This is a genomic window from Streptomyces sp. NRRL F-5123 (assembly GCF_000721495.1).
GTDB lineage: Bacteria > Actinomycetota > Actinomycetes > Streptomycetales > Streptomycetaceae > Actinacidiphila.
In genome coordinates, this window is sequence record NZ_JOHY01000090.1 from 1 (window position 1) to 22,654 (window position 22,654).

At 74.8% G+C, this 22,654-nt stretch carries 20 protein-coding genes; 11 read left to right on the forward strand and 9 right to left on the reverse strand.

Going from position 1 to position 22,654, the window contains the following annotated elements:
- From IH54_RS0137040 to IH54_RS0137060, 5 genes are all read left to right on the forward strand, one after another.
- Window positions 1-640 (forward strand): DUF5753 domain-containing protein (locus IH54_RS0137040; RefSeq protein ID WP_031525517.1); only part of this gene is annotated, 640 nt, incomplete at its 5' end.
- A gap of 3 nt (window positions 641-643) precedes the next feature.
- On the forward strand, window positions 644-925 hold the full coding sequence (locus tag IH54_RS0137045; RefSeq protein ID WP_052398296.1) for a DUF397 domain-containing protein: 282 nt from the start codon (window positions 644-646) through the stop codon (window positions 923-925).
- Window positions 926-1,016: 91 nt separating this feature from the next.
- On the forward strand, window positions 1,017-1,835 hold the full coding sequence (locus IH54_RS0137050) for an SAM-dependent methyltransferase (protein ID WP_031525521.1): 819 nt from the start codon (window positions 1,017-1,019) through the stop codon (window positions 1,833-1,835).
- Window positions 1,836-1,954: 119 nt separating this feature from the next.
- Window positions 1,955-2,791, forward strand: coding sequence for an SAM-dependent methyltransferase (locus IH54_RS0137055; protein ID WP_052398297.1), 837 nt, complete (start codon window positions 1,955-1,957; stop codon window positions 2,789-2,791).
- A gap of 86 nt (window positions 2,792-2,877) precedes the next feature.
- Window positions 2,878-3,696 carry an SAM-dependent methyltransferase gene (locus IH54_RS0137060; protein ID WP_052398298.1) on the forward strand — a complete coding sequence of 273 codons (819 nt, stop codon included), beginning with the start codon at window positions 2,878-2,880 and terminating at the stop codon, window positions 3,694-3,696.
- A gap of 215 nt (window positions 3,697-3,911) precedes the next feature.
- Here the strand turns inward: IH54_RS0137060 and IH54_RS0137065 are convergent, their stop codons facing one another.
- On the reverse strand, window positions 3,912-4,940 hold the full coding sequence (locus IH54_RS0137065) for a saccharopine dehydrogenase family protein (RefSeq protein WP_031525527.1): 1,029 nt from the start codon (window positions 4,938-4,940) through the stop codon (window positions 3,912-3,914).
- A gap of 103 nt (window positions 4,941-5,043) precedes the next feature.
- Between IH54_RS0137065 and IH54_RS40825 the strand changes: the two genes are divergently transcribed.
- Window positions 5,044-5,316, forward strand: a complete 273-nt coding sequence (locus IH54_RS40825) for a DUF5302 domain-containing protein (protein WP_043183342.1) — start codon at window positions 5,044-5,046, stop codon at window positions 5,314-5,316.
- Window positions 5,317-5,846: 530 nt separating this feature from the next.
- Here IH54_RS40825 and IH54_RS0137075 read toward each other — a convergent pair.
- The 6 genes from IH54_RS0137075 to IH54_RS0137100 form a co-directional block, all read right to left on the reverse strand.
- Entirely contained in the window at window positions 5,847-8,570 is a 2,724-nt protein-coding gene (locus IH54_RS0137075; protein ID WP_031525529.1) for a fumarate reductase/succinate dehydrogenase flavoprotein subunit, read from the reverse strand.
- A gap of 28 nt (window positions 8,571-8,598) precedes the next feature.
- Window positions 8,599-9,438 (reverse strand): ABC transporter ATP-binding protein, encoded by an 840-nt coding sequence (locus IH54_RS0137080; RefSeq protein WP_031525531.1) that lies wholly within the window; start codon window positions 9,436-9,438, stop codon window positions 8,599-8,601.
- Window positions 9,439-9,443: 5 nt separating this feature from the next.
- Window positions 9,444-10,361, reverse strand: a complete 918-nt coding sequence (locus IH54_RS0137085) for an ABC transporter permease (RefSeq protein WP_078862805.1) — start codon at window positions 10,359-10,361, stop codon at window positions 9,444-9,446.
- Window positions 10,358-11,800, reverse strand: a complete 1,443-nt coding sequence (locus IH54_RS0137090; RefSeq protein WP_031525536.1) for an ABC transporter substrate-binding protein — start codon at window positions 11,798-11,800, stop codon at window positions 10,358-10,360. Before IH54_RS0137090 ends, IH54_RS0137085 begins: the two co-directional genes overlap by 4 nt.
- A gap of 11 nt (window positions 11,801-11,811) precedes the next feature.
- The gene (locus IH54_RS0137095; protein ID WP_031525538.1) at window positions 11,812-12,039 is read right to left on the reverse strand and encodes a 4Fe-4S dicluster domain-containing protein; all 228 of its coding nucleotides are present in this window, start codon (window positions 12,037-12,039) and stop codon (window positions 11,812-11,814) included.
- Window positions 12,040-12,109: 70 nt separating this feature from the next.
- On the reverse strand, window positions 12,110-12,880 hold the full coding sequence (locus tag IH54_RS0137100) for a GntR family transcriptional regulator (protein WP_031525539.1): 771 nt from the start codon (window positions 12,878-12,880) through the stop codon (window positions 12,110-12,112).
- Between the two features lie 232 nt (window positions 12,881-13,112).
- Here IH54_RS0137100 and IH54_RS0137105 point away from each other — a divergent pair, with 232 nt between their 5' ends.
- From IH54_RS0137105 to IH54_RS0137120, 4 genes are all read left to right on the forward strand, one after another.
- The gene (locus IH54_RS0137105) at window positions 13,113-14,141 is read left to right on the forward strand and encodes a GNAT family N-acetyltransferase (protein ID WP_052398299.1); all 1,029 of its coding nucleotides are present in this window, start codon (window positions 13,113-13,115) and stop codon (window positions 14,139-14,141) included.
- 51 nt (window positions 14,142-14,192) lie between these two features.
- The gene (locus IH54_RS0137110; protein ID WP_031525544.1) at window positions 14,193-15,446 is read left to right on the forward strand and encodes an MBL fold metallo-hydrolase; all 1,254 of its coding nucleotides are present in this window, start codon (window positions 14,193-14,195) and stop codon (window positions 15,444-15,446) included.
- Between the two features lie 140 nt (window positions 15,447-15,586).
- The gene (locus tag IH54_RS0137115; protein WP_052398300.1) at window positions 15,587-16,717 is read left to right on the forward strand and encodes a PP2C family protein-serine/threonine phosphatase; all 1,131 of its coding nucleotides are present in this window, start codon (window positions 15,587-15,589) and stop codon (window positions 16,715-16,717) included.
- Window positions 16,718-16,889: 172 nt separating this feature from the next.
- The gene (locus tag IH54_RS0137120; RefSeq protein ID WP_052398301.1) at window positions 16,890-18,056 is read left to right on the forward strand and encodes a site-2 protease family protein; all 1,167 of its coding nucleotides are present in this window, start codon (window positions 16,890-16,892) and stop codon (window positions 18,054-18,056) included.
- An 81-nt stretch (window positions 18,057-18,137) separates the two neighbouring features.
- Here the strand turns inward: IH54_RS0137120 and IH54_RS0137125 are convergent, their stop codons facing one another.
- Window positions 18,138-18,755 carry a GNAT family N-acetyltransferase gene (locus IH54_RS0137125; protein ID WP_031525551.1) on the reverse strand — a complete coding sequence of 206 codons (618 nt, stop codon included), beginning with the start codon at window positions 18,753-18,755 and terminating at the stop codon, window positions 18,138-18,140.
- The gene (locus tag IH54_RS0137130; RefSeq protein WP_043183343.1) at window positions 18,752-21,868 is read right to left on the reverse strand and encodes a glycoside hydrolase family 2 TIM barrel-domain containing protein; all 3,117 of its coding nucleotides are present in this window, start codon (window positions 21,866-21,868) and stop codon (window positions 18,752-18,754) included. Before IH54_RS0137130 ends, IH54_RS0137125 begins: the two co-directional genes overlap by 4 nt.
- 247 nt (window positions 21,869-22,115) lie before the next feature.
- Here IH54_RS0137130 and IH54_RS0137135 point away from each other — a divergent pair, with 247 nt between their 5' ends.
- Complete coding sequence (locus IH54_RS0137135) at window positions 22,116-22,643, forward strand: hypothetical protein (protein WP_031525555.1); 528 nt, start codon at window positions 22,116-22,118, stop codon at window positions 22,641-22,643.
- Window positions 22,644-22,654 lie beyond the last annotated feature (11 nt).

Here is a 22,654-nt window from a genome sequence, read left to right on the forward strand (position 1 = left end):
CTCCGGCTTCCTGGCCCTGGCCCGCGAGGCCAACCGCCCCGGCTGGTGGCACAGCTTCCGCGACGTCCTGCCCGACTGGTTCAGCGCGTTCGTCAGCCTGGAGGGCGAGGCCTCCGTCATCCGCGCGTACGAACCCCACTACGTGCCGGGCCTGCTGCAGACCCCGGAGTACGCCCGCGCCACGCTGCGCGCCGGCCAGCCGCACACCCCTGCCGCCGAGATCGACCGGCTCGTCACGCTGCGGACCGAGCGGCAGTCGCTTCTCGCCAAGGAGAAGGCGCCGCTGCTGTGGGTCGTCATGGACGAGACGGTGCTGCGCCGCCCCATCGGCGGGCGCAGGGTCATGCGCGAGCAGATCGGCCGGCTGATCGAGGGCACGGAGCTGTCCAACGTCCGGCTCCAGGTCATGCCGTTCGCCGCCGGTCCGCATCCGGCGATGTACGGGCCCTTCCACATCTTCCGGTTCCAGCTCCAGGAGATCCCGGACATCGCCTATTCCGAAAGCCTGGTCAGCGGCGTCTACTTCGACGAGCGCGACGACGTGTCCGCGTTCCTGGAGGCACTGGACCGGATGTGCGCGCAAGCCGCGCCAGCACACAGCACCAAAGCCATCCTCGATGGCATGCGCAAGGAGATCTGAACGATGGATCGCGTCGGCAATGACGGCATCTGTGGCTACGAGGACGTGTGCGACGGCATCTACAACGGGATGCCCGCCAACGAACTCGGGGTCGACGGCTGGCGCAAGCCATGGAGCGGCGGCAACGGCGGCTCCTGCGTCGAGGCGAAGCGGCTCAACGACGGCCGGGTGGCCATCCGCCAGTCCACGGACCCCGACGGTCCCGCGCTGATCTACACCAACCACGAGATCGCGACCTTCATCATGGGCGCCAAAGCCGGCGAGGCGGACTTCCTGCTCGGCTGAACCACCCCGCACCACCTGCACCACCTGCACCACGCGCACCACAGCATGTGAGAGCCCGCACACCAGCGAGGCCACTGACCGGAGGACGGCCTTGACCGACCAGGGATTTTCCGCCGAGGACATCGACACCAGCAGGCCGCACCCTGCCCGGATGTACGACTACTACCTCGGCGGCCGGGACAACTACGAGGTGGACCGGGAGGCGGCGCAGCGCGTCATCGACCTCTTCCCGGACATCGTGACCATGGCGCGGGGCAACAGGTCGTTCATGCACCGCGCCGTGCGGTTCCTGGCGGAGAGCGGTGTCCGGCAGTTCATCGACATCGGCACCGGGATCCCCACGGCGCCGAACACGCACCAGGTCGCGCAGGACGTGGCCCCGGACGCCCGGGTCGCCTACGTGGACAACGACCCGATCGTGGCGACGTACGCGGGGGCGCACCTGCTGGGCGCGGGCAGCACGGGCTTCCTGCTCGGCGACGTGCGCGACCCGCAGAGCATCCTCACGCACCCCGACCTCGGCAAGGTCATCGACTTCGACCAGCCGGTCGGGCTGATGCTCGTCGCCGTCCTGCACTTCGTCCGGGACGACGAGGACCCCGCCGGGCTCGTCGCCGCCTACCGGGACGCCCTGCCCGCGGGCAGCTACCTGGTCCTCAGCCACACCACCGGCGATTTCCACGAGCTGGAGGGCGACGCGGGCGAGGCCCGTGACGTCTACAAGGACCGGCACGCCACCGCGACCCTCACCCTGCGGTCGCACGCGCAGGTGCTGGACTTCTTCGACGGCTTCGAGCTGGTCGAACCCGGACTGGTCCAGCCGCCGCTGTGGCGCCCGGACGAGCCCGTGCCGTCGGACGAGGAACTGGCGCACATCGGCTTCTACGGCGGTGTCGGCATCAAACGCTGAGCCACCCCCGCACCACCTGCTCCACCGCTCCACCCGCACCATCTGCACTACCCGTGACACCCGCACCATCTGCACCGCCCGCACCGTCCTGTCATGAAGCAACCGGAGGAGGGCAGTTGATGTACCAGGTCTCCACCGTCGTACCCACCGTGGTGTCCACCGTCGCGGAGCCGGACTCCGCGAGGCCGCACCCGGCCCGCATCTACGACTACTACCTCGGCGGCGGCGACCACTTCGCAGTGGACCGGGAAGCCGCCCGTCGGATGATCGACGTCTTCCCGGACATCGTGCCCACCGCGCGGGCGAGCCGGGCCTTCATGCGCCGGGCGGTGCGGTACATGGTGGAGAGCGGTATCCGGCAGATCGTCGACATCGGCACCGGCATCCCCACCATGCCCAGCACCCACCAGGTCGCCCACGCGGTGGCGCCGGAGGTGCGGGTGGCCTACATCGACAACGACCCGATCGTGGCCGCGCATGCCGGGTCGCACCTGCTGGGCGTCGCCAACACCGGCTTCTTCCTGGCCGACCTGCGCGACCCGCAGACCGTGCTGGGCCATCCGACCATCGGCAAGCTCATCGACTTCGACCGGCCGATCGGGCTCATGATGTCGGCCGTCCTGCACTTCGTGCCGGACGAGGCGCACCCGGCCGCGCTCGTGGCCGCCTACCGGGACCGTCTGCCGGCCGGCAGCCGGCTGGTCCTCAGCCACGCCACCGCGGACTTCCACACGCCGGAGTCCGGTGTCGACGAGGCGCGCGTCTTTCACCGCGACCACCGCGCGGCCACCACCGTGACCCGGCCCTACGAGCAGATCCTCGGCTACTTCGACGGCTTCGACCTCGAGGATCCCGGGCTGGTCCAGCCGGCGCTCTGGCGCCCGGACGGCCCGCTGCCGACCGCCGGGGAGCTGGCGCGTATCGGGGGGTACGCGGGCGTCGGCACGAAGCTCTGACACGCACCGCCAACGGCCGGTCGCCGACTGCCACCGCAGACGGACCGGCACCGCGCAGCAGCGAGGGATCGAGACGAGGGGGAGCCGTGGCGACACAGCAGCAGTCCGTCGGGTGGTACGGCGGCATCGACACCAGCAGGCCGCATCCGGCCCGCATGTACGACTTCTATCTGGGGGGCAGGGACAACTACCACGTCGACCGGGAGGCGGCTCAGCAGGTGATCAGCTCCGCGCCCGACGTGGTGGACAGCGCCCGCGCCAACCGCGACTTCCTGCGCCGGGCAGTCGGGCACCTCGCGGAGAGCGGTGTCCGGCAGTTCCTCGACATCGGCACCGGCATCCCGACCTCGCCCAACACCCATGAGGTCGCGCAGGCCGTGGCCCCCGGCGCGCGCGTCGCGTACGTCGACAACGACCCGATCGTGGCCGCGCACGCCGCCGCACGGCTGCTCGGCACGGGCAACACCTCCTTCGCGCTGGCCGACCTGCGCGACCCGGGCGCCCTGCTGGCCATGCGCGAGGTCACCCGGATGATCGACTTACGCCAACCCGTCGCGGTCCTGCTCACGTCCGTCCTGCACTTCGTCGCGGACGCCGAGGACCCCGCGGGCATCGTCGGCACGCTGCGGGACGCGCTGCCCGCCGGCAGCCACCTGGTCCTCTCGCACGGCACCGACGACTTCCACGCCGACCGGGTCGGCGAGGCCCTCGCCGTCTACCGCACGGCGACCGCGGAGCTGAGCCTTCGCCCGTACGACCGGGTGCTGGACCTCTTCGACGGCTTCGACCTCCTCGCTCCCGGCCTCGTCCGGGTGCCGCTGTGGCGCCCCGACGGGCCGCCGCCCGGACCGGACGAGCTGGCCTCCGTCGGCGTCTACGGCGGCGTCGGCCGCAAGGCCGCCTGACCCGCGGCCGCACTGACCAACCATCACCGGGGAAGAGAAAAAAGGAGGGTGGTGGCCGGGCGGTTTCTCGTACCGCCCGGCCGCCGCTCGCCGCGTGCCGCTCGCCGCGTGCCGCTCGCTGTCTGCCGCCCGCCGCCGCAGGGCCGTCATCGCCGGGTCGCCGGGTACTTCCGCGGCCCTGCCCCGCGCCGGTCCACCGCTGCCGGACGGCCCTGTCAGTGGAGCGTCGCGACCGTCACCGTCACGCCGTCCAGCGTGCTCGCGAAGTCCGCGCCGAGCGCGCGCGAGGGGGTCTGGAAGCCGTCCGGCAGCTCCGGCAGGCGCGGCACGATCCGCAGCACCGAATCGACCGTCAGGCGGTACGGGTTGGGCCCGGTGAGCGTCGCCGACACGGTGTTGCCCGCCGCGTCCCGCGCCCGGCCCCACACCTCGCAGCCCGTGCCGTTCAGCGCCCGCTCACCCGGCCCCCGCACCAGCCGCCCCGCCGCGCCACCGACCACGCCGCGCAGCGGTCCGAACCGCAGCACCCGGGTCGCCGCGAGCGCGGGCGAGGGCACCGCCGTGTACGTCGTGACGTCCGGGATGCCCGTCGAGTGGTACGCGGTGCTGACGTCGCCCCACGGCACCGACACCACCGTCCGCGCGCCCGACGGGAAGGCCGCCCGCACCTGCCGCGAGCCGAACGGCACCGTGCGGATCTCACCGCCCGACCGCAGCCGCCCGCCCTCCGCCGCGCTCTCCAGCACCGTGCGCACCGTGCCGGGGCTCGCCCCGCCGCCGGTCAGGAACGCCAGGTCGAGCTGCGTCGCGTCCGGCAGCCGGGCCGCGAGCAGCGCGGCCACGCAGTCCGTCGGCACGACGTCGAACCCCGCGCCCGGCAGCAGCGTCACGCCGGCCCCCGCTGCCTGCGTGCCCAGCGCGTGCAGCGACTCGAAGACGTCGATCTCCCCGGTGATGTCCAGATACCCCGTGCCCGTCTCCACGCACGCCCGCGCCATCGGCAGCGCGGTCCGCACGAAAGGACCCGCGCAGTGCGCCACGCTCTCCACGTCCGCCAGCCCGCGGCGGACCGCGGCCGCGTCGTCCAGCCCGAACACCCGGTGCTCCAGCCCGAGTTCGGCCGCGAGCGGAACCACCTTCGCGGCACTTCGGCCGGCCAGCACCGGCCGCATGCCGAGCGCGACGGCACGGCGGGCGATCAGGCGGCCGGTGTAGCCGGTGGCGCCGTACAACAGCCAGGTCATGGATCTGATTCTCCTCGCGAGGGCGTGACCGGAACCGTACACGCGCCGCCCGTGCCGGCGATATCGGGTGGGCGGAGCGGCTCCGACGTGCGACTCTGGTGACATGACCGATCAACAGCAGGCCCCCGCGGCCGAAGAGACGTCCGAGCCCGCCGCGGACACCGCTGCCGCTCCGGTGGCCGAGGATACCGAGAGCGCCGAGCGCGCCGAGGATGCCGAGAGCGACGTGAAGCGGAAGTTCCGCGAGGCCCTTGAGCGCAAGCGCGGCGCCGGCCGCGCGGGCGGGGGGAGCGGGGCGGGGCCCGACTCCTCGAAGATCCACGGTGCGCATGGGCGGGCGGGTGGGCCGCGCGAATTCCGCCGCAAGAGCGGCTGACGCCTGAGGTTTTTTCTGCCCCGCCGGGCCGCCACGGGGTGGGGGGTGCGGTTCGCTGTGCGAGCTTCTCTTGGTGGGGGGCTGGTCGCGCCCACGCGGCGCCGGCCGCACATCAGATGCAGCCTCGCGCCCCTGGTGTACCCGGCGGGGCACCTCGCCGCCCGGCGTGGGTGGGGTCGGGGGCCACTCCGGGGGTACCTCCTCGGAATGCGCGTTGACCCTCCTACGTAGCCGTTGAGGGGCTGGGAAGCGCATTCCTGCGGGGGCACCCCCGGATCGTCCCCCTCCCGGGGTCTCGTTGGCGGCTGCCTGCCGGTGGGGGTGAGTGTGCGGGGGACTGGGTGGCTGGGGGTGGGAAACGCCCCGCGCCGCCAGGCGCGGGAAACCCCCCACCGGCGGGGAGGTCGCCGACGGTGATCGGCCCCGCGAGAAGACCGTCAGTCGACGTCCTACTCGCACGGGTGGCTGGGGGTGGGAAACGCCCCGCCTCGTCAGGCGCGGGCACCCCGCCGGCGGGGGGCCGAGAGGTCCTATCGTGCGGCCAGCGATCGGCGGGCGTAGGCGCGGACGTCGGGGTCCGGGTCGGAGGTGGCGGCGGCGCGGAGGGTGGTGGTGGTCTCGGGGGTGGGGGGGTGCGCCGCGAGGGAGGTGACGGCGGCGCGGCGGACGTCGGCGTGCGGGTCGGCGGCGGCGCGCAGAAGGGCCGGGACGGCGAGGGAGGGTGCGGCGGCGCCGAGGGCGACCGCGGCCCCGCGGCGTACCCGCCAGGCGGCCTCGCCGATCGCCTCGCCCGCGAGCGCGTCGAGCGGCGGGGGGCAGCCCACCGCGGCCGCGGCCTCCAGGGCGGCGGACCGTACGAGGGGGTCGGCGTCCTGGGCGAGCCCGGCCAGGAGGGTGGCGGGTCCTTCGGGGGCGTGCGGCGGGATCGCGGCGAGCCCCTTCGCCAGGGCGACCCGCACCTCGCGGGAGGCGTCCCCGGCGGCGGTGGCGAGGTCGCCCACCGCGGCGAGCGCGACAAGCGCGCGTACCGCCTCGATGCGCACGCGCGGCTCCGGATCGCCCAGCGCCCGAGCGTAGAGCGCTCTCCCGGCGAGGCGCAGTGCCCGCAGGGTGCCCGTGGCGGCGGCCCGGGCGGTGGGGTCGGGGGAGTCCAGGGCGGGGGTGAGGGCGGCCTCCAGCGCGGGGGTGGCGGGCAGCACCTCCACCAGCTCGAGGAGGCCCGCGCCCGCGGCGGCGCGGACGAGGGGGTCGGTGTCGCCGAGAGCCGCGGCGAGGGCGGGTCCGGTACCGTCCGGCACGGTCTCGGTGAGCACCCCGACCGCGGCCCGCCGCACCGCGGGGTCGGCGTCGACGAGGTAGGGCGTCAGCTCGGCCATCTCCGGCTCGTCCTCGGCGAGTTCCAGGACCTCCAGGATGCGTGGCGAGGCGGTCGCCGCGGCAGGGGCCGCCGGGCCGTGGGCGACCGCCCCGGGGTCGACGGGCGGCACCTCGCGCGGCCCCGCCGTCGCGACCTGCTCGGGCAGCACCTCGCCGATCACCCGCACGTCCCCGCCACCGGGCGCGTACCCCTCCACGGGCACGACGTACGGCGCGACCGGCCGGGTCAGGAACTCCATCGCGCCGCTCTCCGCCTTGCGGAGGTTGAGGTGCACGAGCCACCGCGCGTCGTCCCGCCCGGGGCGGTCGGTCCGCTCGTGGTAGAGGCCCCAGCGGCTCTCGGTGCGGGCCAGGGACGCGCGCGCCGCCATCTCCGCGCAGTCCCGGATGAAGCCCACCTCCGCGCACCGCATCAGCTCGTGCGGGGTGCGCGCGCCCAGCCCCGCGACCTCGTCGCGCATCCGCTCGAACGTCTCGACGGCGAGCGACAGCCGGGCGCCGCTCTTGGGCGGCGCCACGTAGTCGTTGACGAAGCGCCGCAGCTTGTACTCGACCTGCGGCTGCGGCGGGCCGTCCGGCTGCCGCAGCGGCCGGTAGACCAGCTCGTGCGCCGCCGCGACCTGCTCGGCGGGCAGCGGGCCCTCGTACGAGGGGAGCCCGGCGGCGTCCTCGCCCGCCAGTTCGCCGTAGACGAAGGCCCCGATCATGTAGTTGTGCGGGACGCACGCCAGGTCCCCGGCGGCGTAGAGCCCGGGGACGGTGGTCCGCGCGTGCTCGTCGACCCACACCCCGGACGCCGAGTGGCCGCCGCACAGGCCGATCTCGGAGATGTGCATCTCGACGTCGTGGGTGCGGTAGTCGTGGCCGCGCCCAGCGTGGAAGGTGCCGCGGGTGGGCCGCTCGGTGGAGTGCAGGATGGTCTCCAGCGCGGCCACCGACTCCTCCGGCAGATGGCTCAGCTTCAGGTAGACGGGCCCGCGTTCGGAGGCGACCTCGGCGGCGAACTCGCTCATCATCTGGCCCGACCAGTAGTCGGAGTCGACGAACCGCTCACCGAGCCGGTTGACCTGGTAGCCCCCGAAGGGGTTGGCGACGTAGGCGCACGCGGGCCCGTTGTAGTCCTTGATCAGCGGGTTGACCTGGAAGCACTCGATGCCGCTGAGCTCCGCGCCCGCGTGGTAGGCCATCGCGTGGCCGTCGCCGGCGTTCGTCGGGTTCTCGTAGGTGCCGTAGAGGTAGCCGCTCGCGGGCAGGCCGAGCCGGCCGGCCGCGCCCGTCGCGAGGACCACCGCGCCGGCCCGTACGGTCACGAAGCGGCCGGTGCGGGTGTCGAAGCCCGCCGCGCCCACCGCCCGGCCGCCCGCGGTCAGGACGCGCACCGGCATGACCCGGTTCTCGATCCGGATCCGCTCGCGCATCTCCCGCCGCCGCAGCACCCGGTAGAGGACCTTCTTGACGTCCTTGCCCTCCGGCATCGGCAGCACGTAGCTGCCGGAGCGGTGCACCTGGCGCACCGCGTAGTCGCCGTGCTCGTCCTTCTCGAACTTCACGCCGTAGCGCTCCAGCCGGCGCACCATCGCGAAGCCGCGGGTGGCGGTCTGCCGCACGGTCGCCTGGTTGACGACGCCGTCGTTGGCGCGGGTGATCTCGGCGACGTAGTCCTCGGGGGTGGCGCGCCCGGGCACGACTGCGTTGTTGACGCCGTCCATGCCCATCGCCAGCGCCCCGGAGTGCCGTACGTGCGCCTTCTCCAGCAGCAGTACGTCGGCGCCGTGCTCGGCGGCGGTCAGCGCCGCCATGGTGCCGGCGGTGCCGCCGCCGATCACCAGGACGCCGCAGCTCAGTTCGGCGGCGTCGGTCAGCTCGGGGATGTCCATCGAGAGGGCCCTTCGGGAGGTCCGGGGGTCAACTGCCCAGTGCGTCAAGGAGGTCGCGGCGTACGGCGGTGGTGGCGGGGGAGCCGTGGGCGGCGCGGTCGCGGGGGTGCGGCACGGTGAAGAGCCGCACCGGCTCGCCGTCCGCCGCGCCCAGCAGGGCGACGCGGTCGCCGAGGAAGAGCGCCTCGTCCACGTCGTGGGTGACGAACACGACGGTGGCTCGGGTGTCGTGGAGGACGTCGACGAGCAACTGCTGCATGCCCGCCCGGGTCTGCGCGTCCAGCGCGCCGAACGGCTCGTCCATCAGCAGCGCCCGCGGCCGGCCCGCCAGCGCACGGGCCAGCTGCACGCGCTGCCGCTGCCCGCCGGACAGCCGGTGCGGCAACCGGCCCTCGCAGCCCGCGAGTCCGACCCTGCCGAGCCAGTCCGCCGCGCGCCCCCGACGCTCGGCCCGGCTCACCCGGGCGATGGCGAGCGGGAGTTCGACGTTGCCCAGCGCGGTCCGCCACGGCAGCAGCCCGTCCTCCTGGAAGACCAGCGCCCGCCCGCCGCCCGGCCCCCGCAGCGGGTCGCCGTCCGCGGTCACCTCGCCGCCCAGCGGCGGCAGCAGCCCGGCCAGCGTGCGCAGCAGCGTCGACTTGCCGCACCCCGAGGCGCCGGCGACGGCCAGCACCTCGCCCGGCGCCACGTCGAGCGTCACCCCGGCGAGCACCGGCGCCCCGGGCCGCCCCAGCACCGCCCCGCGCAGCGCGAGCCGGGCGCCCTCGGCGGGCGGCGGGTCCGCGGCGCCGGGTACGGCGGCGGTCGTGGCGGGGGCGGAGGGAGTCGAAGGAGCCGAGGGAGTCGAAGGAGCGGACGTACCGGTCATCGCGGTCACCTCGCCTGCGTCACGGAGTCGGGTACGGTCACGGGCAGTTCGCCGCCCGCGGGTGCTGCGGCGGTCGCGGCGCCGGGCTCCGTACGGGCCCGGCGGGCGGTGCCGCGGCCGAAGGCGCCCCGGTCCGCGGCCCGTTCGGCGCGCGGCAGCCAGCGGGTGGCCCGGCGGCCGGCGAACTCCACGGCGGAGGAGGTGAGATGGCCCAGCAGGCCGATGGTGACCATGCCGACGAGCACCCCCGGGTAGTCGATCACCGTGTAGTCCTGCCAGGTGCGGTAGCCGACCCCGTAGTCGCCGGAGATCATCTCGGCGGAGATCACGCAGATCCACGCCACCCCGATGCCGACCGACAGCCCGCCGAAGATCCCGGGCAGCGCGCCCGGCAGCACGACCTGCGCCAGCACCCGCCACCGCCCGCCGCCCATGGTCAGCACGGCCTCCTCCCACACCGGTGTCAGCGCCCGCACCGCGTGCCGGGTGCTCACCAGCACCGGGAAGAAGGCGGCGCAGAAGGTGATGAAGACGATGCCCTGCTCGTTGCCCGGGAAGACCAGGATCGCCACCGGCACGAGGGCGATCGCCGGTATGGGGCGCAGGAGTTCGACGAGCGGCCCGAGCAGGTCGGCCGCGACACGGGAGCGCCCGATCGCGACCCCGGTGGCAACCCCCAGCACCGCGGCGAGCCCGAAGCCGGTCAGGATCCGGCCCAGGCTGTCGCCCAGGTCCTGCCAGTAGACGCCGGTGCCGACACGGCGGCGGAATTCGCGCGCCACGTCCACGACCGTCGGCAGCTGGTCGAAGTGCACCCACAGCCGCACCCGCCGGGCGGTGAGCAACTGCCACAGCCCGAGGAAGGCGAGCAGCGAGAAGGCCCGCAGCAGCCGGCGCCGGACGGCCTCCGTGCGGGTACTCACGCCGCCCCCTCGGCGGCGGCGCCCCGCACGGCCTGCGCGAAGCCGACCAGCCGGGCACCGGGGTGCTCCGCGAGCCAGCCGCGGGCGTTGTCCGGTGTGGTGAAGGGCTGGTAGCGCGCGTCCGGCGCGGCCGCCGGGTCCACCGCCCACACCGAGCGGTCGGCGAACCAGCGGGTGCCGGTCAGCGCGTCCGGCGCGTACGAGGCGCGAACCGCGGCCTTGCCCGGGTGCGCCGCCAGGTAGCGCAGCAGGCACGTCGGGGTGCGCAGCGGCACCGTCGTGTCCTGCCCGGCGGGCCACGCCTCGCTCGCCGTCGCCGGGTCGGTGACGGCGCCGCCGCACACCGGGTCGGTGCCGTGCACCGGCGCAGGGTTGGCGAGCGAGGCGACCTGACGGCCGTAGTCCGCGCCGACCGCCCGCCGGACGAACGAGTCGTCCGCGAAGTGGCTGATGTCGATCGTGCCGACGAGCTTCTCCGACGCGAGCACCGGCACGTCCTTGGCGAAGGCGTCCAGCAGCTGCGGCTTGAGTGTCGGGTCGAACGCCGCGATGCCGCCGGGCCCGTTGTAGAGGTAGACCACCTCGGTGGGCAGCTTCGTGGCTCCGGCGACCGACTGAGCCGCGGCCAGCGGGTGGGCGTGCAGGTAGTCGGTGGCCTGGATCTGCGCGGCCAGGAACGCGTCGACGACCGCGGGCCGCTGCTCGGCGAAGTCCTTGCGGACGGTGACCCCGTGGAAGGTCGGCAGGTCCAGCGCGGCCCCGTCGTAGAGCGCCTTCGCCTTGCCCTCGAACACCAGCTGCCCGGGCCAGGCGACGAACTGCGACAGCGCGTCGACACTGCCCGCCTGCAGCGCCGAAGCACCCACCGCGGGCTGCTGGTTGAGCTTGTGCAGGTCCTTGTCCGGGTCGATGCCGCGCTGCTGCAGTGCCCGCACCAGGGTGCCGTCTGCGGCCGAGCCGATGCTGGTGGAGACCTTCGCGCCCTTCAGGTCGTCGAGGCCGGTGAGCTTCGAATCGGGCGCGGTCACCACGGTGTTGAGCCCGCCGCGCAGGTTGTAGCCGGTCACCGACACCAGCTCGGTGGGCTGCCGCAACTGCTGCCCGCGGGCGGCGTTGACGAGCAGCGGGTAGTCGCCCATCGAGCCGACGTCGATCTTCCCGGCGACCATCTGCGCGGTGATCGGCGCACCGGTCGCGTAGTCCTGCCAGTCCACCTTGTACGTGGTCCCGTCGCGCTTGCCGAGCGCGGCCAGTTGCCGCTCGAAGTAGCCGAGCGAGCGCAGCAGGGTGCCCGCCGTCACGGTGTTGATGGTCTTGGACTGGTAGCCGACGTGCACGGTGACCGTACGGCCACCGCTGCCGCCGCCGGCGTCCGAGCCGCATCCGGCGAGCGGCAGCAGGACCGCGGCGGCACCCGCCGCGGCGAGGAACTTGCGCATCAGGGCACCTCTCATCGCAGCAGGTAGGGCATGTTGACGGTCACGGCCCCGGTCGGGCAGCGCGCGGCGCACGGGCCGCAGTACCAGCACTCGTCGACGTGCATGTACGCCTTGCCGGTGTCCTGGTCGATCGCCAGCGAGTCCAGCGGGCAGACGTCGACGCACAGCGTGCAGCCGTCGATGCACAGGGACTCGTCGATGGTCACGGGTACGTCGGCGCGCTGCGGCACCACGGGCATGGCTGTCTCCAGACGGGAAGTCGGGCGAGGGTGAGGGGAGTTCGCGCCGGGGCGGCGCGGGACGACCGGGTCAGGCGCTCCGGTGCAGCAGGCCGCGCATGGTGATCCGGTCGCCGCGGAAGCGCACGAACTCCAGGTCCACCGGGCGGCCGTCGGACAGGTGGCTGAGCCGCTCCAGCATCAGCAGGGCGGAGCCGCGCGGCGCCTCCAGGACCGCCGCGGAGTGCAGGTCGGCGCTGACCGCCTCCAGGGTGATCTCCGCGGTGCCCAGCGGCTGCCCGGACAACTCCTCCAGCAGCCGGAAGACATCGGTGTTCTCCAGGTCCGCGGTCATCAGCCCGGCACCGAGGTCCATCGGCACGTACGTGAGGTCGAGCGACAGCGGCAGGCCGTCCAGCCGCCGCAGCCGCTCCACGTAGAGCACGTCGTCGTGCTCCCTGATCCTCAGCCGCGAGGCCACCGCGGCCGGGGCGCGCACCGGGCCGAGCGCGCGCACCTCGTTGCTGACCCTGCCGTGCCCGTGCAGGGTTTCCGCCAGGCCCATCAGCCGGTCGAGCCCGTGCGGGTACTTGTGTCCCACCACGACCGTGCCGAGCCCCGGCACCCGCTCCACCAGCCGCTCGGCCCGCAGCAGGTCCAGCGCCTGCCGCACGGTGTTGCGGGACACGCCGTACTCCGCGCCGATCGCGTCCTCGTGCGGCAGCACCCCGTCCCCGAACGCCTGCGCCAGCACCTGCCGCCGGAGCAGGTCGGCGAGCTGCCTGGCCTGGTCGGCGCGCAGCCTGCGCCGCCGCGCGGCGGCGACCGGTGCGGTGCGCTCCCGCGTGCCGTCGGCTGCCATGTGGGGGCTCCTGCGTCGTCTCGGCGCTTTCGGTGGACGGCGGCCTCGTACCGCCGCACACGGACCATACCGACGGCTGCGGGCCGGTGGTGTTGCCGCTGTGTTGCGCCATCTGACGTGCCGTCCACACGCCCCTGACCAGGTGATACGTCGGGGTGTCGGGCACTTCCGCCACCCGCGCCCACGAAAAGCGGGGTGCGTCGCGGGCGCCGGGCGCGTGAGGATGGGCCCCATGGGATGGACCTTCAGCCACAGCCCCGCCGCATTCCTTCGAGCGGCCGAGCCCTTCCTGCTCGCCCGCCCGGTGGAGAACTCCGTCGTGCTGACGGTCACCGACACCCTCCGCCGCCGCGGCCCGTCGGCGTACGGCCAGGAGCCGCCTGTCTTCGGCTGGTGGCGTCCGGCGGGGGAGCCGGTGGAGGGCCCGGACGCGTCGGGGGCAGAACCGGCGGCGTACCCGGACCCGGCCCAGGACCTCGGCCCGGACGGCGGCGTTCCCGCCGTGCAGGCCGCCTTCCTGCGGACGCCCCCGAACCCCCCGCTGCTGACCCGCGCCCCCGTCGCCGCGGCCGCCGAGTTGGCCGCCGCCCTGGCGGCCGAGCCTCTCGCCGAGGTGCGCGGCGACCACGAGGCCGTCACGGCGTTCGCGGACGCCTGGTCCGCGCGTTCCCGCGCCCCGTACCGCGTCGTCGAGCGCATCCGCTTCCACGAGCTCGGCACGCTGGTCCCGCGGGTGCCCGGACCGCCCGGCCACGCCCGGATCGCCGACGCGGCCGACCGCGACCTGCTGATCCGCTGGCAGACGGAGGCGGACGCCGAGATCGGCCACGGAACCCCGGGCCGCCCGACGGCCGCCGACGACGCGATCCTGCACGGCCTGCGCACGCTGTGGATCGGCCCCGGCGGCGAGCCCGTCGCGATGGCCGGCCGCACCCTCGAAGTGGCAGGCTCCGTCAGGGTCGTGGCCGTCTACACCCCGCCCGGGCAGCGCGGCCGCGGCTACGCGGGCGGCGCCGTCACCGCCGTGACGCAGGCCGCGCTCGATGCGGGCGTGCACCGCGTCCTGCTGGTCACCGACCTGGCCAACCCGGTCAGCAACGGCCTTTACCACCGGCTCGGCTACCGTCCCGTACGCGACGGGCTGCGTGTCGCCCTCGGCGCCGGAGAGGCGGGCAGGGCGCAAGGGGCGCCCGGCGCGGGGCGGGACGTCTCCGGCGAAGGGCGGGGTGTACCCGGCCAAGATCGGCACGCCCCCGCATAATGGAGCAGGCGGATATTCCGCCGACCATACGATTGTGTGCCTGGAGGACTCGTGACCAGCGCCGGCCGTCCGCCGTCCCGCCTCGTGAAAGCGCGCCCCGCGCCGTTCGGGGCCGACCCGACCGGAGCGCGCCTGGAACGCATCCTGAACTCGCCGAACTACGCGGACGGCGCCTTCGTCAACCCCACCGCGACGAGCCAGGGGCCCGGCGCGGACTTCTTCAAGTCCCTCCCGGCCAACCTCCGCAAGGAGGCGCGGATCCCGCGCAAGCCCGCCCGGCCGATCCCCGTCCACCCCACGACGCTCGCCGACATCGCGGCCCCGCCCGCGTCCGGCCTGCGGCTGACGTGGATGGGCCACTCCACCGTGCTCGCCGAGATCGGCGGCCGGCGTGTGCTGTTCGACCCGGTGTGGGGCGAGCGCTGCTCGCCCTTCCCGTTCGCGGGGCCCAAGCGCGTCCACCCCGCGCCGCTGCCGCTGTCGGCCGTCACCGGGCTCGACGTGGACGTGGTGGTGATCTCGCACGACCACTACGACCACCTCGACATGCCCACCGTCGTCGAACTCGTGCGCAGCGACGCCGTGTTCGCCGTCCCACTGGGCGTGGGCGCCCACCTGGAGCACTGGGGCGTGCCCGCCGGGCGGCTGCGCGAGCTGGACTGGAGCGAGTCGACGGAAATTGCCGGGCTGACCTTGACCGCCACCCCCGCCCGGCATTTCTGCGGGCGCGGCCTGCGCGGCCGCCAGCAGACCCTGTGGGCGTCCTGGGTCGTCACCGACGGCATCCACCGCCTCTTCCACAGCGGCGACACCGGCTACTTCCCCGGATTCGCGGACATCGGCGCCGAGCACGGCCCGTTCGACGCCACGATGATCCAGGTCGGCGCCTACAGCGAGTTCTGGCCGAAGGCCCACGCGGGCTGCCCGCCGGGCGAGCCCTGCGACTGCACGCCCGACCCGGGTCAGTGGCCCGACATCCACATGACCCCTGACGAGGGTCTGCGCGCCCACCTCGACCTCCAGGGCGGCCGCCCCGGCGGCGTCCTGCTCCCCATCCACTGGGGCACCTTCAACCTCGCCTTCCATCCCTGGGCCGAGCCCGCCGAGCGCACGATGCTCGCCGCCCGCGCCGCCGCCCAGCAGTCCGCCACCCCGCGCGTCGGCCAGCCCTTCGAGCCCGCCGCCTGCCCCGCCCCCGACCCGTGGTGGCGCGCCGTGTCGGTCGCCCCCGCCCGCGGGTGGGCCCCCTGGCCGCCCGCCACGCCCGGCGCCGCGGAGGTGCCGGAAGTCGCCGCGGAGGCGTGACGCACGGGCGGGCCGGTCCGGGCTGCGGCGGCCGAATTGCCCGTGCCCGGTCGGGCCGTCCACGCCCGTGCCCGGTCGGCGGAACAGCTCGGCTGTCGCGCGCCTGTCCGCAATGTGCCGTACATCCTAAAATCGAGCCTATGGACCTCAGCCGGCTAGAAACCCTGCCGGAGCGGACGCGCGGCCTGGCGCTGGTGGTCCCCGTCGCACTCGTCGTCGTCATCTCCGTCGCCGACGCCACGGCGCCCAAGGACGTCTTCCTCAGCCCCATGCTCGCCGTCGCCCCGGCGCTCACCGCCTCGTTCGCCGGGCCGTGGCGTACGGCGCTGATCTCCCTGGTGGCGGTGGGCGGGCAGGCGTTCGTCGCCTCGGTGGGCGGGGGCGGGAACGCGGTGGCGTGGGTGTGGCAGTTCGTCGCGCTGATCATGCTCTCGGTGCTGCTGATCTCCTTCAGCTACGTCCGCGAGCGCCGCTCCCGGCAGCTCACCCGCGCCAGACTCGTCGCCGGGACCGCCCAGCGGGTCCTGCTGCGGCCCCCACCCGGCCGGGTCGGCACCCTGCGGATCGCCTGGCGCTACCTCGCCGCCGAGGACGACGCCCAGATCGGCGGCGACCTCTTCGCCGTCACCCGGCGGCGCCCCGACGTCAGCCGGGTGATCATCGGGGACGTCCGGGGCAAGGGCCTGCCCGCGATAGCCGAGGCGGCGGCCGTCCTCGGGGCCTTCCGGGAGACCGCGCGGTACTGCCCGACCCTCCCGGCGCTCGCCGAATCCCTGGAGGAGCGCATCAACCGCGACATCGAGGAGGTCGCGGACGAGCGCGAGGACCCCGGCGAGCACTTCGTCACCGCGCTCCTGCTGGAAGTGCCCGACCGCGGCGGCCAGGTCCGGATGGCCTGCTGCGGCCACCCGCCGCCGCTGCTGATCGGCGCGGACGGCCGGGTCGCCGCCTCGCACTGCGCCGACCCCGCCCCGCCGCTGGGCTCCGGCCTGCTGGCGGCCGGCGGAGCCGTGGACGAGCCGATCCCGTACGGCGACGGCGACACGCTCCTGCTGTACACCGACGGCCTGATCGAGGCGCGCTCCCGGCAGGGCGTCTTCTACCCGCTCGCCGAGCGCGTCGCCGGCTTCCCGCCCGACCTCGACCCGGACGCCCTGCTGCGGTACCTCAGCGAGGACCTGCTCGCGTACACCGGCGGCCGCCTCGCCGACGACGCCGCCCTGCTCGCCATCACCCGCACCACAGCGGAGACCGGCCCGGAGGGCGCCTGACGCCGCCGCCCGGCCCGGGGCCCGCGCCCGGACCTGCGGCATCCGCCCCGGCCCGGGGCCTGCGTCCCGGCCTGCGGCGGAGCAGACTGGAAGGGACAGCGCGCCCCGCCCTGGTGGCGGGGGCGGCTGCCACGACCGGGCCCGACAGGGCCGGCCGGGTGTGGGAGGTGCGATGAACGGATCGCTGCCACTGGGACGGATCGCCGGAGTGCCGCTGCGGCTGCACTGGAGTGCGCCGCTGCTCGTCGCCGTCCTGGCGTACGGGCTGGGCCGCGGGGTGCTCCCCGACTGGGCCCCCGGCCACTCCGGCACGGCCTACGGGCTCTGGGCGGTCGGCGGAGCGCTGCTGCTGACGCTGAGCCTCCTCGCGCACGAGGCCGCGCACGCCCTCGTGGCGCGCAGGTCCGGAGTGGACGTCAAGGACGTGACGGTCTTCGCGCTCGGCGGGGTCACCCGGATGGGAACGGCCACGACCGCGCGCACCGCGGGCCTGATCGCCGCGGTCGGACCGCTCACCAGTGCGCTGCTGGGCGGCGTCTTCCTCGCCGCGGCCGTCGGCGTCGACGCCGCCCCGCACGGCCTGCTCCCCGCGGCCGTACTGGCCTGGGCCGGCTGGGCCAACATCCTGCTCGCCGCCTTCAACCTGCTGCCGGCAAGCCCGCTGGACGGCGGCCGCATCCTCCAGGCGGTGGTCTGGCGTCTGCGCGGCGACCGCGACCGGGCGGCCCGGGTCGCCGGGCGGTGCGGGCAGGTGGCGGGCGCGCTCATGGTCGTCGGCGGCTGGCTGGAATTCCTCGCGGGCAGCGGGTCGGGCCTGTGGCTCGCCCTGCTCGGACTGTTCGTCGCGGCGGCCGCGGGCGCGGAGGTGCGCCGCTCGGCCCTCGCCGAGGCGGTACGCGGGGTGCGGGTCGGCGACGTGATGCGGCCGGCGGTCACCGGTCAGGACTGGCAGACCGTGGACCGCTTCCTCACCGACACCGCCCCCGGTGCCGCCGGCCAGCCCGTCGTCCCGGTGACGGACCTCGACGGCCGCCCCACCGGCGTGATCGAGCCCGCGGCCCTCCGCGCGGGCCTGGCCGGGCGTACGGCGGAGGTGCGCGTACGGGACCTCGCCGCGCCGCTGGCCAGCTGCACCCTCGCCGGGCCGGACGAGCAGGTCGGCGAGGTCCTGGAGCACGGGGTGCTGACCGCCGGGCGGCCCGTCCTGGTCCTGGCCGACGGGCGGGTGGTCGGGATGATCACCGTCCAGGACATCCTCGGCCTCATGCAGCGCGGCAAGCGCCCCCACCCCCCGGCCTGGCATCCCCCCACCACACACCGGGCCGGACACAGCCACTGACGGCGCCCGTGCGGACCGGGTGCGTACGGAGCCGTTCCGTACGCACCCGGTCGCCGTCGGCTGCCCCGCCGGGAGAGCGCTCTAGGAGGTGGCGCGCCCGAGGTACGTCAGCTCGCCGGCGTCGGGCACGTCGATCACATGGAAGCCGAGCCGGTCGTAGAAGGCCCGCGCGGAGACGTTCGCCGTCAGCATGCCCAGGTGCACCGCCGGCACCCCGCGCTCCGCGAGCGAGCCGAGGAAGGCGTTCATCAGCGCCCGCCCGTGGCCCTGTCCCTGGTGGCCGGGCAGCAGGTCGATGTGCAGGTGCGCGGGGTAGCCCGACAGCGCCGGCACGATCATCCGCTCCGGCCAGTGCAGCAGCCACGCCATCACCTCGCTCGGCGTCCCCGGCTCACCCTCCGGCGCGGGCCAGCGGCCCGCGACCTCCGGCAGCCACTCCTCGCGGAAGCGCTTGACGAAGCCCGGCGTGTCCGCAGTGCCGAGGATGTAGCCGACCGGCTGACCCGTGCCGTCGTCGGCCACGAAGGCCGACTCCGGCTCCAGCACGGCGTAGGGCGCCGCGAAGAGTGTGCCCAGCAGGTCGCGGTCCTCCGCGGGGTAGTCGGCGGACGCGTCGCCGCCCGCGGCGCCGGTGCGCAGGCATATGTCGTAGAGCGCGGGCAGGTCGGAGGGGCGGTACGGGCGGATCGTGACGGTCACTGCGGCTCCCGGTCGGTCGGCGGCACGCCGGGATCGGCGACGGGGCCGAGCGGCGAGAAGAGGAAGGAGAAGGCGGCGGGCGCGGCGTCGAGCCGGTGCTCGGGCAGTACGCCGGGCCCGCAGGAGGCGCTGCCGAGGCCGTGCAGCGCGTGGTCCAGGTGCAGCCACAGCCGGCCGTCCCGCACCAGGTCGGTGGTGTGCTCGGCGGCGTCCAGCGCCTCGGTGGTCCAGGGCCGTGCGGTCAGCCAGAAGTCGGGCGCGCCGGCGTCCCGCGGGGCGGCGGGCGAGGGGGCGCCCGGGGCCCGCGTTCTGGTGGCGGCGGCGGACGTGCCGGTGGCGGCGGCGGACGACATGCTGCTCCCGCCGGGCGGGCCCGCGGGTGCGGTCCGCGGGGCGGCGGCCTCGATGCGCAGGCCGGTCCCGTCGGCGCCGCGCAGCTCGGCCCAGCGCACACCGGCCCGGGCACCGTTCTCCTGCGGGCGGACGTACGGGGTCGCCAGCTCGTCCGCCGCGGCCTTCCAGCGGCCGAGCCGGGCGGCGGCGCGGCTGTCGGGGTAGGCCTCGCCGGGCCCCCCGCCGTACCACTCGACGCGGTCGAGCCAGTCGGGCAGGCCGAGACGCACGCCGAGCCGGGGGAGCGGCAGGCTCCAGTCACCCTCGGGTGTCACCTCGACGTCCAGGCGCAGCCGGTCGCCGGTCGCGCTCCAGGTCAGGACGGCGTGCAAGGCGCGGTCGGCGGCCGCGGGCGCGACGCGGGAGGTGACCGTCAGCGTGTCGCCGCCCACCGCGACCCGTACCACCCGGTGGCGCAGGCGGTGCAGGCCCGCCTCCCGCCACCGGTCGGCGAGCCGGGATTCGGCGAACCATGGCATGCCCCGGTCGTTGTCGGTGGGCGCCCGCCAGACGTCCAGCCGGGGAGCCTCGACGGGCACGCCGCCGAGGGCGCGCAGGGCGCCGGTGGCGCGGTCGAAGGCGCCGGGGCCGATGACCGTCAGGCCGTCCGGGCCCGTCCGCGGCGAGTGCGGCCGGCCCCGGCGTACGGGCTGGGCCGTGCCCACGCCGGCGGCCGCCGTGAACTGCCCCCAGGCCACCTCGTGCCCGGCCGGCGCCCACGCGGTGTCCTCGGCGAGCACCGCGCGCACCGTCCAGTACGCCTCGCGCCCGGCACCCGGCTCGGGCAGCTCGGGCAGCTTCAGGAGAGCGCTTTCCCCGGGTCCGGTGGGCGGAACCTCCAGCCGCCCGGACGCCACCGTCTCGCCCTCGACCTCGTACGCCCAGCGGAAGGCCAGGTGGGAGAGGTCCGCGAAGTCCTGCCGGTTGGCCACGGTCAGCTCGCCCCGCCCGGCATCGCCCGTGATCCCGACCGGCTCGATCACCTTCTTGTACTCGGCCAGCCCCGGCGAGGGCGTGCGGTCGGGGAGGACGAGCCCGTCGCACACGAAGTTCCCGTCGTGCAGCTCCTCCCCGAAGTCCCCGCCGTAGGCGAAGAACTCGGTCCCGTCGGCCGCGGTGCGGCGCAGCCCGTGGTCGATCCACTCCCACACGAAGCCGCCCTGGCAGCGCTCGTACGTCTCGAAGATCCGCTGGTACTCCGACAGCCCGCCGGGCCCGTTGCCCATCGCGTGCGCGTACTCGCACAGCACGTACGGCATGGCGCGCCGCCGCTCGTCCAGGCCGGGGTCCGCCAGCGGGGGTTCGGCGCGGCGGCCGATCAGGTCGGACTCCGCGTGGTCGGCGTACATCCGCGAGTAGACGTCCGTGTCGGCGCAGGACAGGTCGCCCTCGTAGTGGATCGGCCGGGCCGGGTCGCGCTCGCGGATCCAGGAGGCCATCGCCGACAGCCCGGCGCCGGTCCCGCACTCGTTGCCGAGCGACCACATGACCACCGACGGGTGGTTCTTGTCCCGCTCCACCATCCGCGCCGCCCGGTCCAGCAGTGCCGGGGTCCAGCGCTCGTCGTCGACCGGGTTGCGGCGCCAGCCGACCTCCTGGAAGCCGTGCGTCTCCAGGTCGCACTCGTCGACGACCCACATGCCCAGCTCGTCGCACAGGTCGAGGAAGGCGGGGTGCGGGGGGTAGTGGCTGGTGCGCACGGCGTTGATGTTGTGCCGCTTCATCAGCAGCAAATCCTCGCGCATCGTCTCCTGGTCCAGCGTCCGCCCGCGGTCCGGGTCGAACTCGTGCCGGTTCACCCCGCGGAAGAGGATCCGCCGCCCGTTGACGGTCAGCACGCCGTTCTCGACGGCGACGGTGCGGAAGCCGATGCGCAGCGGAATGCGCTCTCCCTCGGTCGCCAGCTCGGCGTCGTACAGCCGCGGCACCTCCGCCGACCACGGCTCGACGGGCACGATCACCGGCTCACCGGTCGGGATGTCCAGGCCCAGCTCCGGCACGGTCAGGGTGCCCGCCGGCTCGCAGTCGACCCGCAGGGTGCCCGTGCCGGTGGTGTGGTCGTAGCCGCAGTGCACGAAGAAGTCGGCGACCGCGCCCTCCGGCCGCTCGATCAGCGTGACCTCGCGGAAGATGCCGGGCATCCACCACATGTCCTGGTCCTCCAGGTAGCTGCCGGACGACCACTGGTGCACCCGCACCGCCAGCACGTTGCCGCGCGGCCGCAGCACCTCGCCGACCTCGAACTCCACCGGCAGCCGGCTCCCCTTGAAGGTGCCCAGCTCCTGCCCGTTGAGCCACACCCGGGCGCAGGACTCCACGCCCTCGAAGCGCAGCACGGCCGCGCCGCCCGGCCAGTCGTCGGGCAGGTCGAAGGTGCGCAGGTGATCGCCGGTCGGATTCTCGTCCGGCACGTGCGGCGGGTCGACGGGGAAGGGGTAGCGCACGTTGGTGTACGCGGGCTGCCCGAACCGCCCCTGCCCGTGCAGTACCCAGTGCGACGGCACCGGCAGCACGTCCCAGCCAGCGGCGTCGAAGCCGGGCCGGGCGAAGGAGTCGTCCGCGGACCGCGCGGTGGGGGAGAGCCGGAAGCGCCAGTCGCCGCCGAGTGACACCCGGCGCGCGTCGGACACGGCCCACCAGGCACGCGGCGGCAGCGCCCCCGAGCCCGGCCCCGGGTCCTCGTAGTACGCAAGGCCCTCCGACGGTTCCGCCTCGTGCATCGTCGCTGCTCCTTCGTCGCTCGGCCGTGCCGCGGACGGCGCTCTCCCGCTTGCAGGGGGTCGCCGTGAAGATCCGCAGCACCGATTCTGCTGAGATGGCGGCCATAAGGCCAGATGTACCGCCCACCGATCTCCAACCACCCCATTGCGTCGACCAGTTGTCAGCCGGTGAGGGACCGGCCGTGGTCTTGACCGCCCTGCCGGGCACTGGGATCCTGCCCGCCCGGAACCACTGGGGGGACCCACCATGACGTACTCACCCGTCGTGACCGCCGTCACCACGGCGTCCGGCACCGGGGAGCCGATCCACGGCCTCAAGGGCGGCCCGGCCCTGCTCCTGATCGCGGCGGTCGTCGTGGTCGTCGCGGCCGTCGCCGTCACACCGCTGATCATGGACGTCCGCCGGGCCACGGCCTGGCGCCAGCAGCTCACCGACCAGCTGATCGACCGCGCGGCCACCGACGAGGAGGTCCGCGACTTCCTGCGCGACCTGCGCGAGCCCCGCGGCGTCCGCGGCCTGACCCGCAGCATCATCGCCGTCCTGATCCTGGCGCTGGTCGGCTTCGCCCTGGCCGTCGCGATGCTCTCGTCCGGCTCGGACGCGGGCGACCTGCGCAAGACCATCGTGACCGCCCTGATGACCGTGCTGGCCACGGTCGCCGGCTTCTACTTCGGCACCCTGGGCGCCCAGAACAGCGCGGAGGACGCCCGCCGCCACGCCACCACCCCTGTCTCTTATACACATCTGACGCTGCCGACGACTCCTTACGTGTAGATCTCCGTGGG

What these genes read in the sequence shown, in the direction of transcription:
- IH54_RS0137045 (WP_052398296.1), top strand. Translation starts at nt 644, where the DNA reads ATGGATCGCGTCGGCAATGACGGCATCTGTGGCTACGAGGACGTGTGC.
- IH54_RS0137055 (WP_052398297.1), top strand. Translation starts at nt 1,955, where the DNA reads ATGTACCAGGTCTCCACCGTCGTACCCACCGTGGTGTCCACCGTCGCG.
- IH54_RS0137065 (WP_031525527.1), bottom strand. Translation starts at nt 4,940, where the DNA reads ATGACCTGGCTGTTGTACGGCGCCACCGGCTACACCGGCCGCCTGATC.
- IH54_RS40825 (WP_043183342.1), top strand. Translation starts at nt 5,044, where the DNA reads ATGACCGATCAACAGCAGGCCCCCGCGGCCGAAGAGACGTCCGAGCCC.
- IH54_RS0137075 (WP_031525529.1), bottom strand. Translation starts at nt 8,570, where the DNA reads ATGGACATCCCCGAGCTGACCGACGCCGCCGAACTGAGCTGCGGCGTC.
- IH54_RS0137080 (WP_031525531.1), bottom strand. Translation starts at nt 9,438, where the DNA reads ATGACCGGTACGTCCGCTCCTTCGACTCCCTCGGCTCCTTCGACTCCC.
- IH54_RS0137090 (WP_031525536.1), bottom strand. Translation starts at nt 11,800, where the DNA reads ATGCGCAAGTTCCTCGCCGCGGCGGGTGCCGCCGCGGTCCTGCTGCCG.
- IH54_RS0137095 (WP_031525538.1), bottom strand. Translation starts at nt 12,039, where the DNA reads ATGCCCGTGGTGCCGCAGCGCGCCGACGTACCCGTGACCATCGACGAG.
- IH54_RS0137100 (WP_031525539.1), bottom strand. Translation starts at nt 12,880, where the DNA reads ATGGCAGCCGACGGCACGCGGGAGCGCACCGCACCGGTCGCCGCCGCG.
- IH54_RS0137105 (WP_052398299.1), top strand. Translation starts at nt 13,113, where the DNA reads ATGGGATGGACCTTCAGCCACAGCCCCGCCGCATTCCTTCGAGCGGCC.
- IH54_RS0137115 (WP_052398300.1), top strand. Translation starts at nt 15,587, where the DNA reads ATGGACCTCAGCCGGCTAGAAACCCTGCCGGAGCGGACGCGCGGCCTG.
- IH54_RS0137120 (WP_052398301.1), top strand. Translation starts at nt 16,890, where the DNA reads ATGAACGGATCGCTGCCACTGGGACGGATCGCCGGAGTGCCGCTGCGG.
- IH54_RS0137130 (WP_043183343.1), bottom strand. Translation starts at nt 21,868, where the DNA reads ATGCACGAGGCGGAACCGTCGGAGGGCCTTGCGTACTACGAGGACCCG.
- IH54_RS0137135 (WP_031525555.1), top strand. Translation starts at nt 22,116, where the DNA reads ATGACGTACTCACCCGTCGTGACCGCCGTCACCACGGCGTCCGGCACC.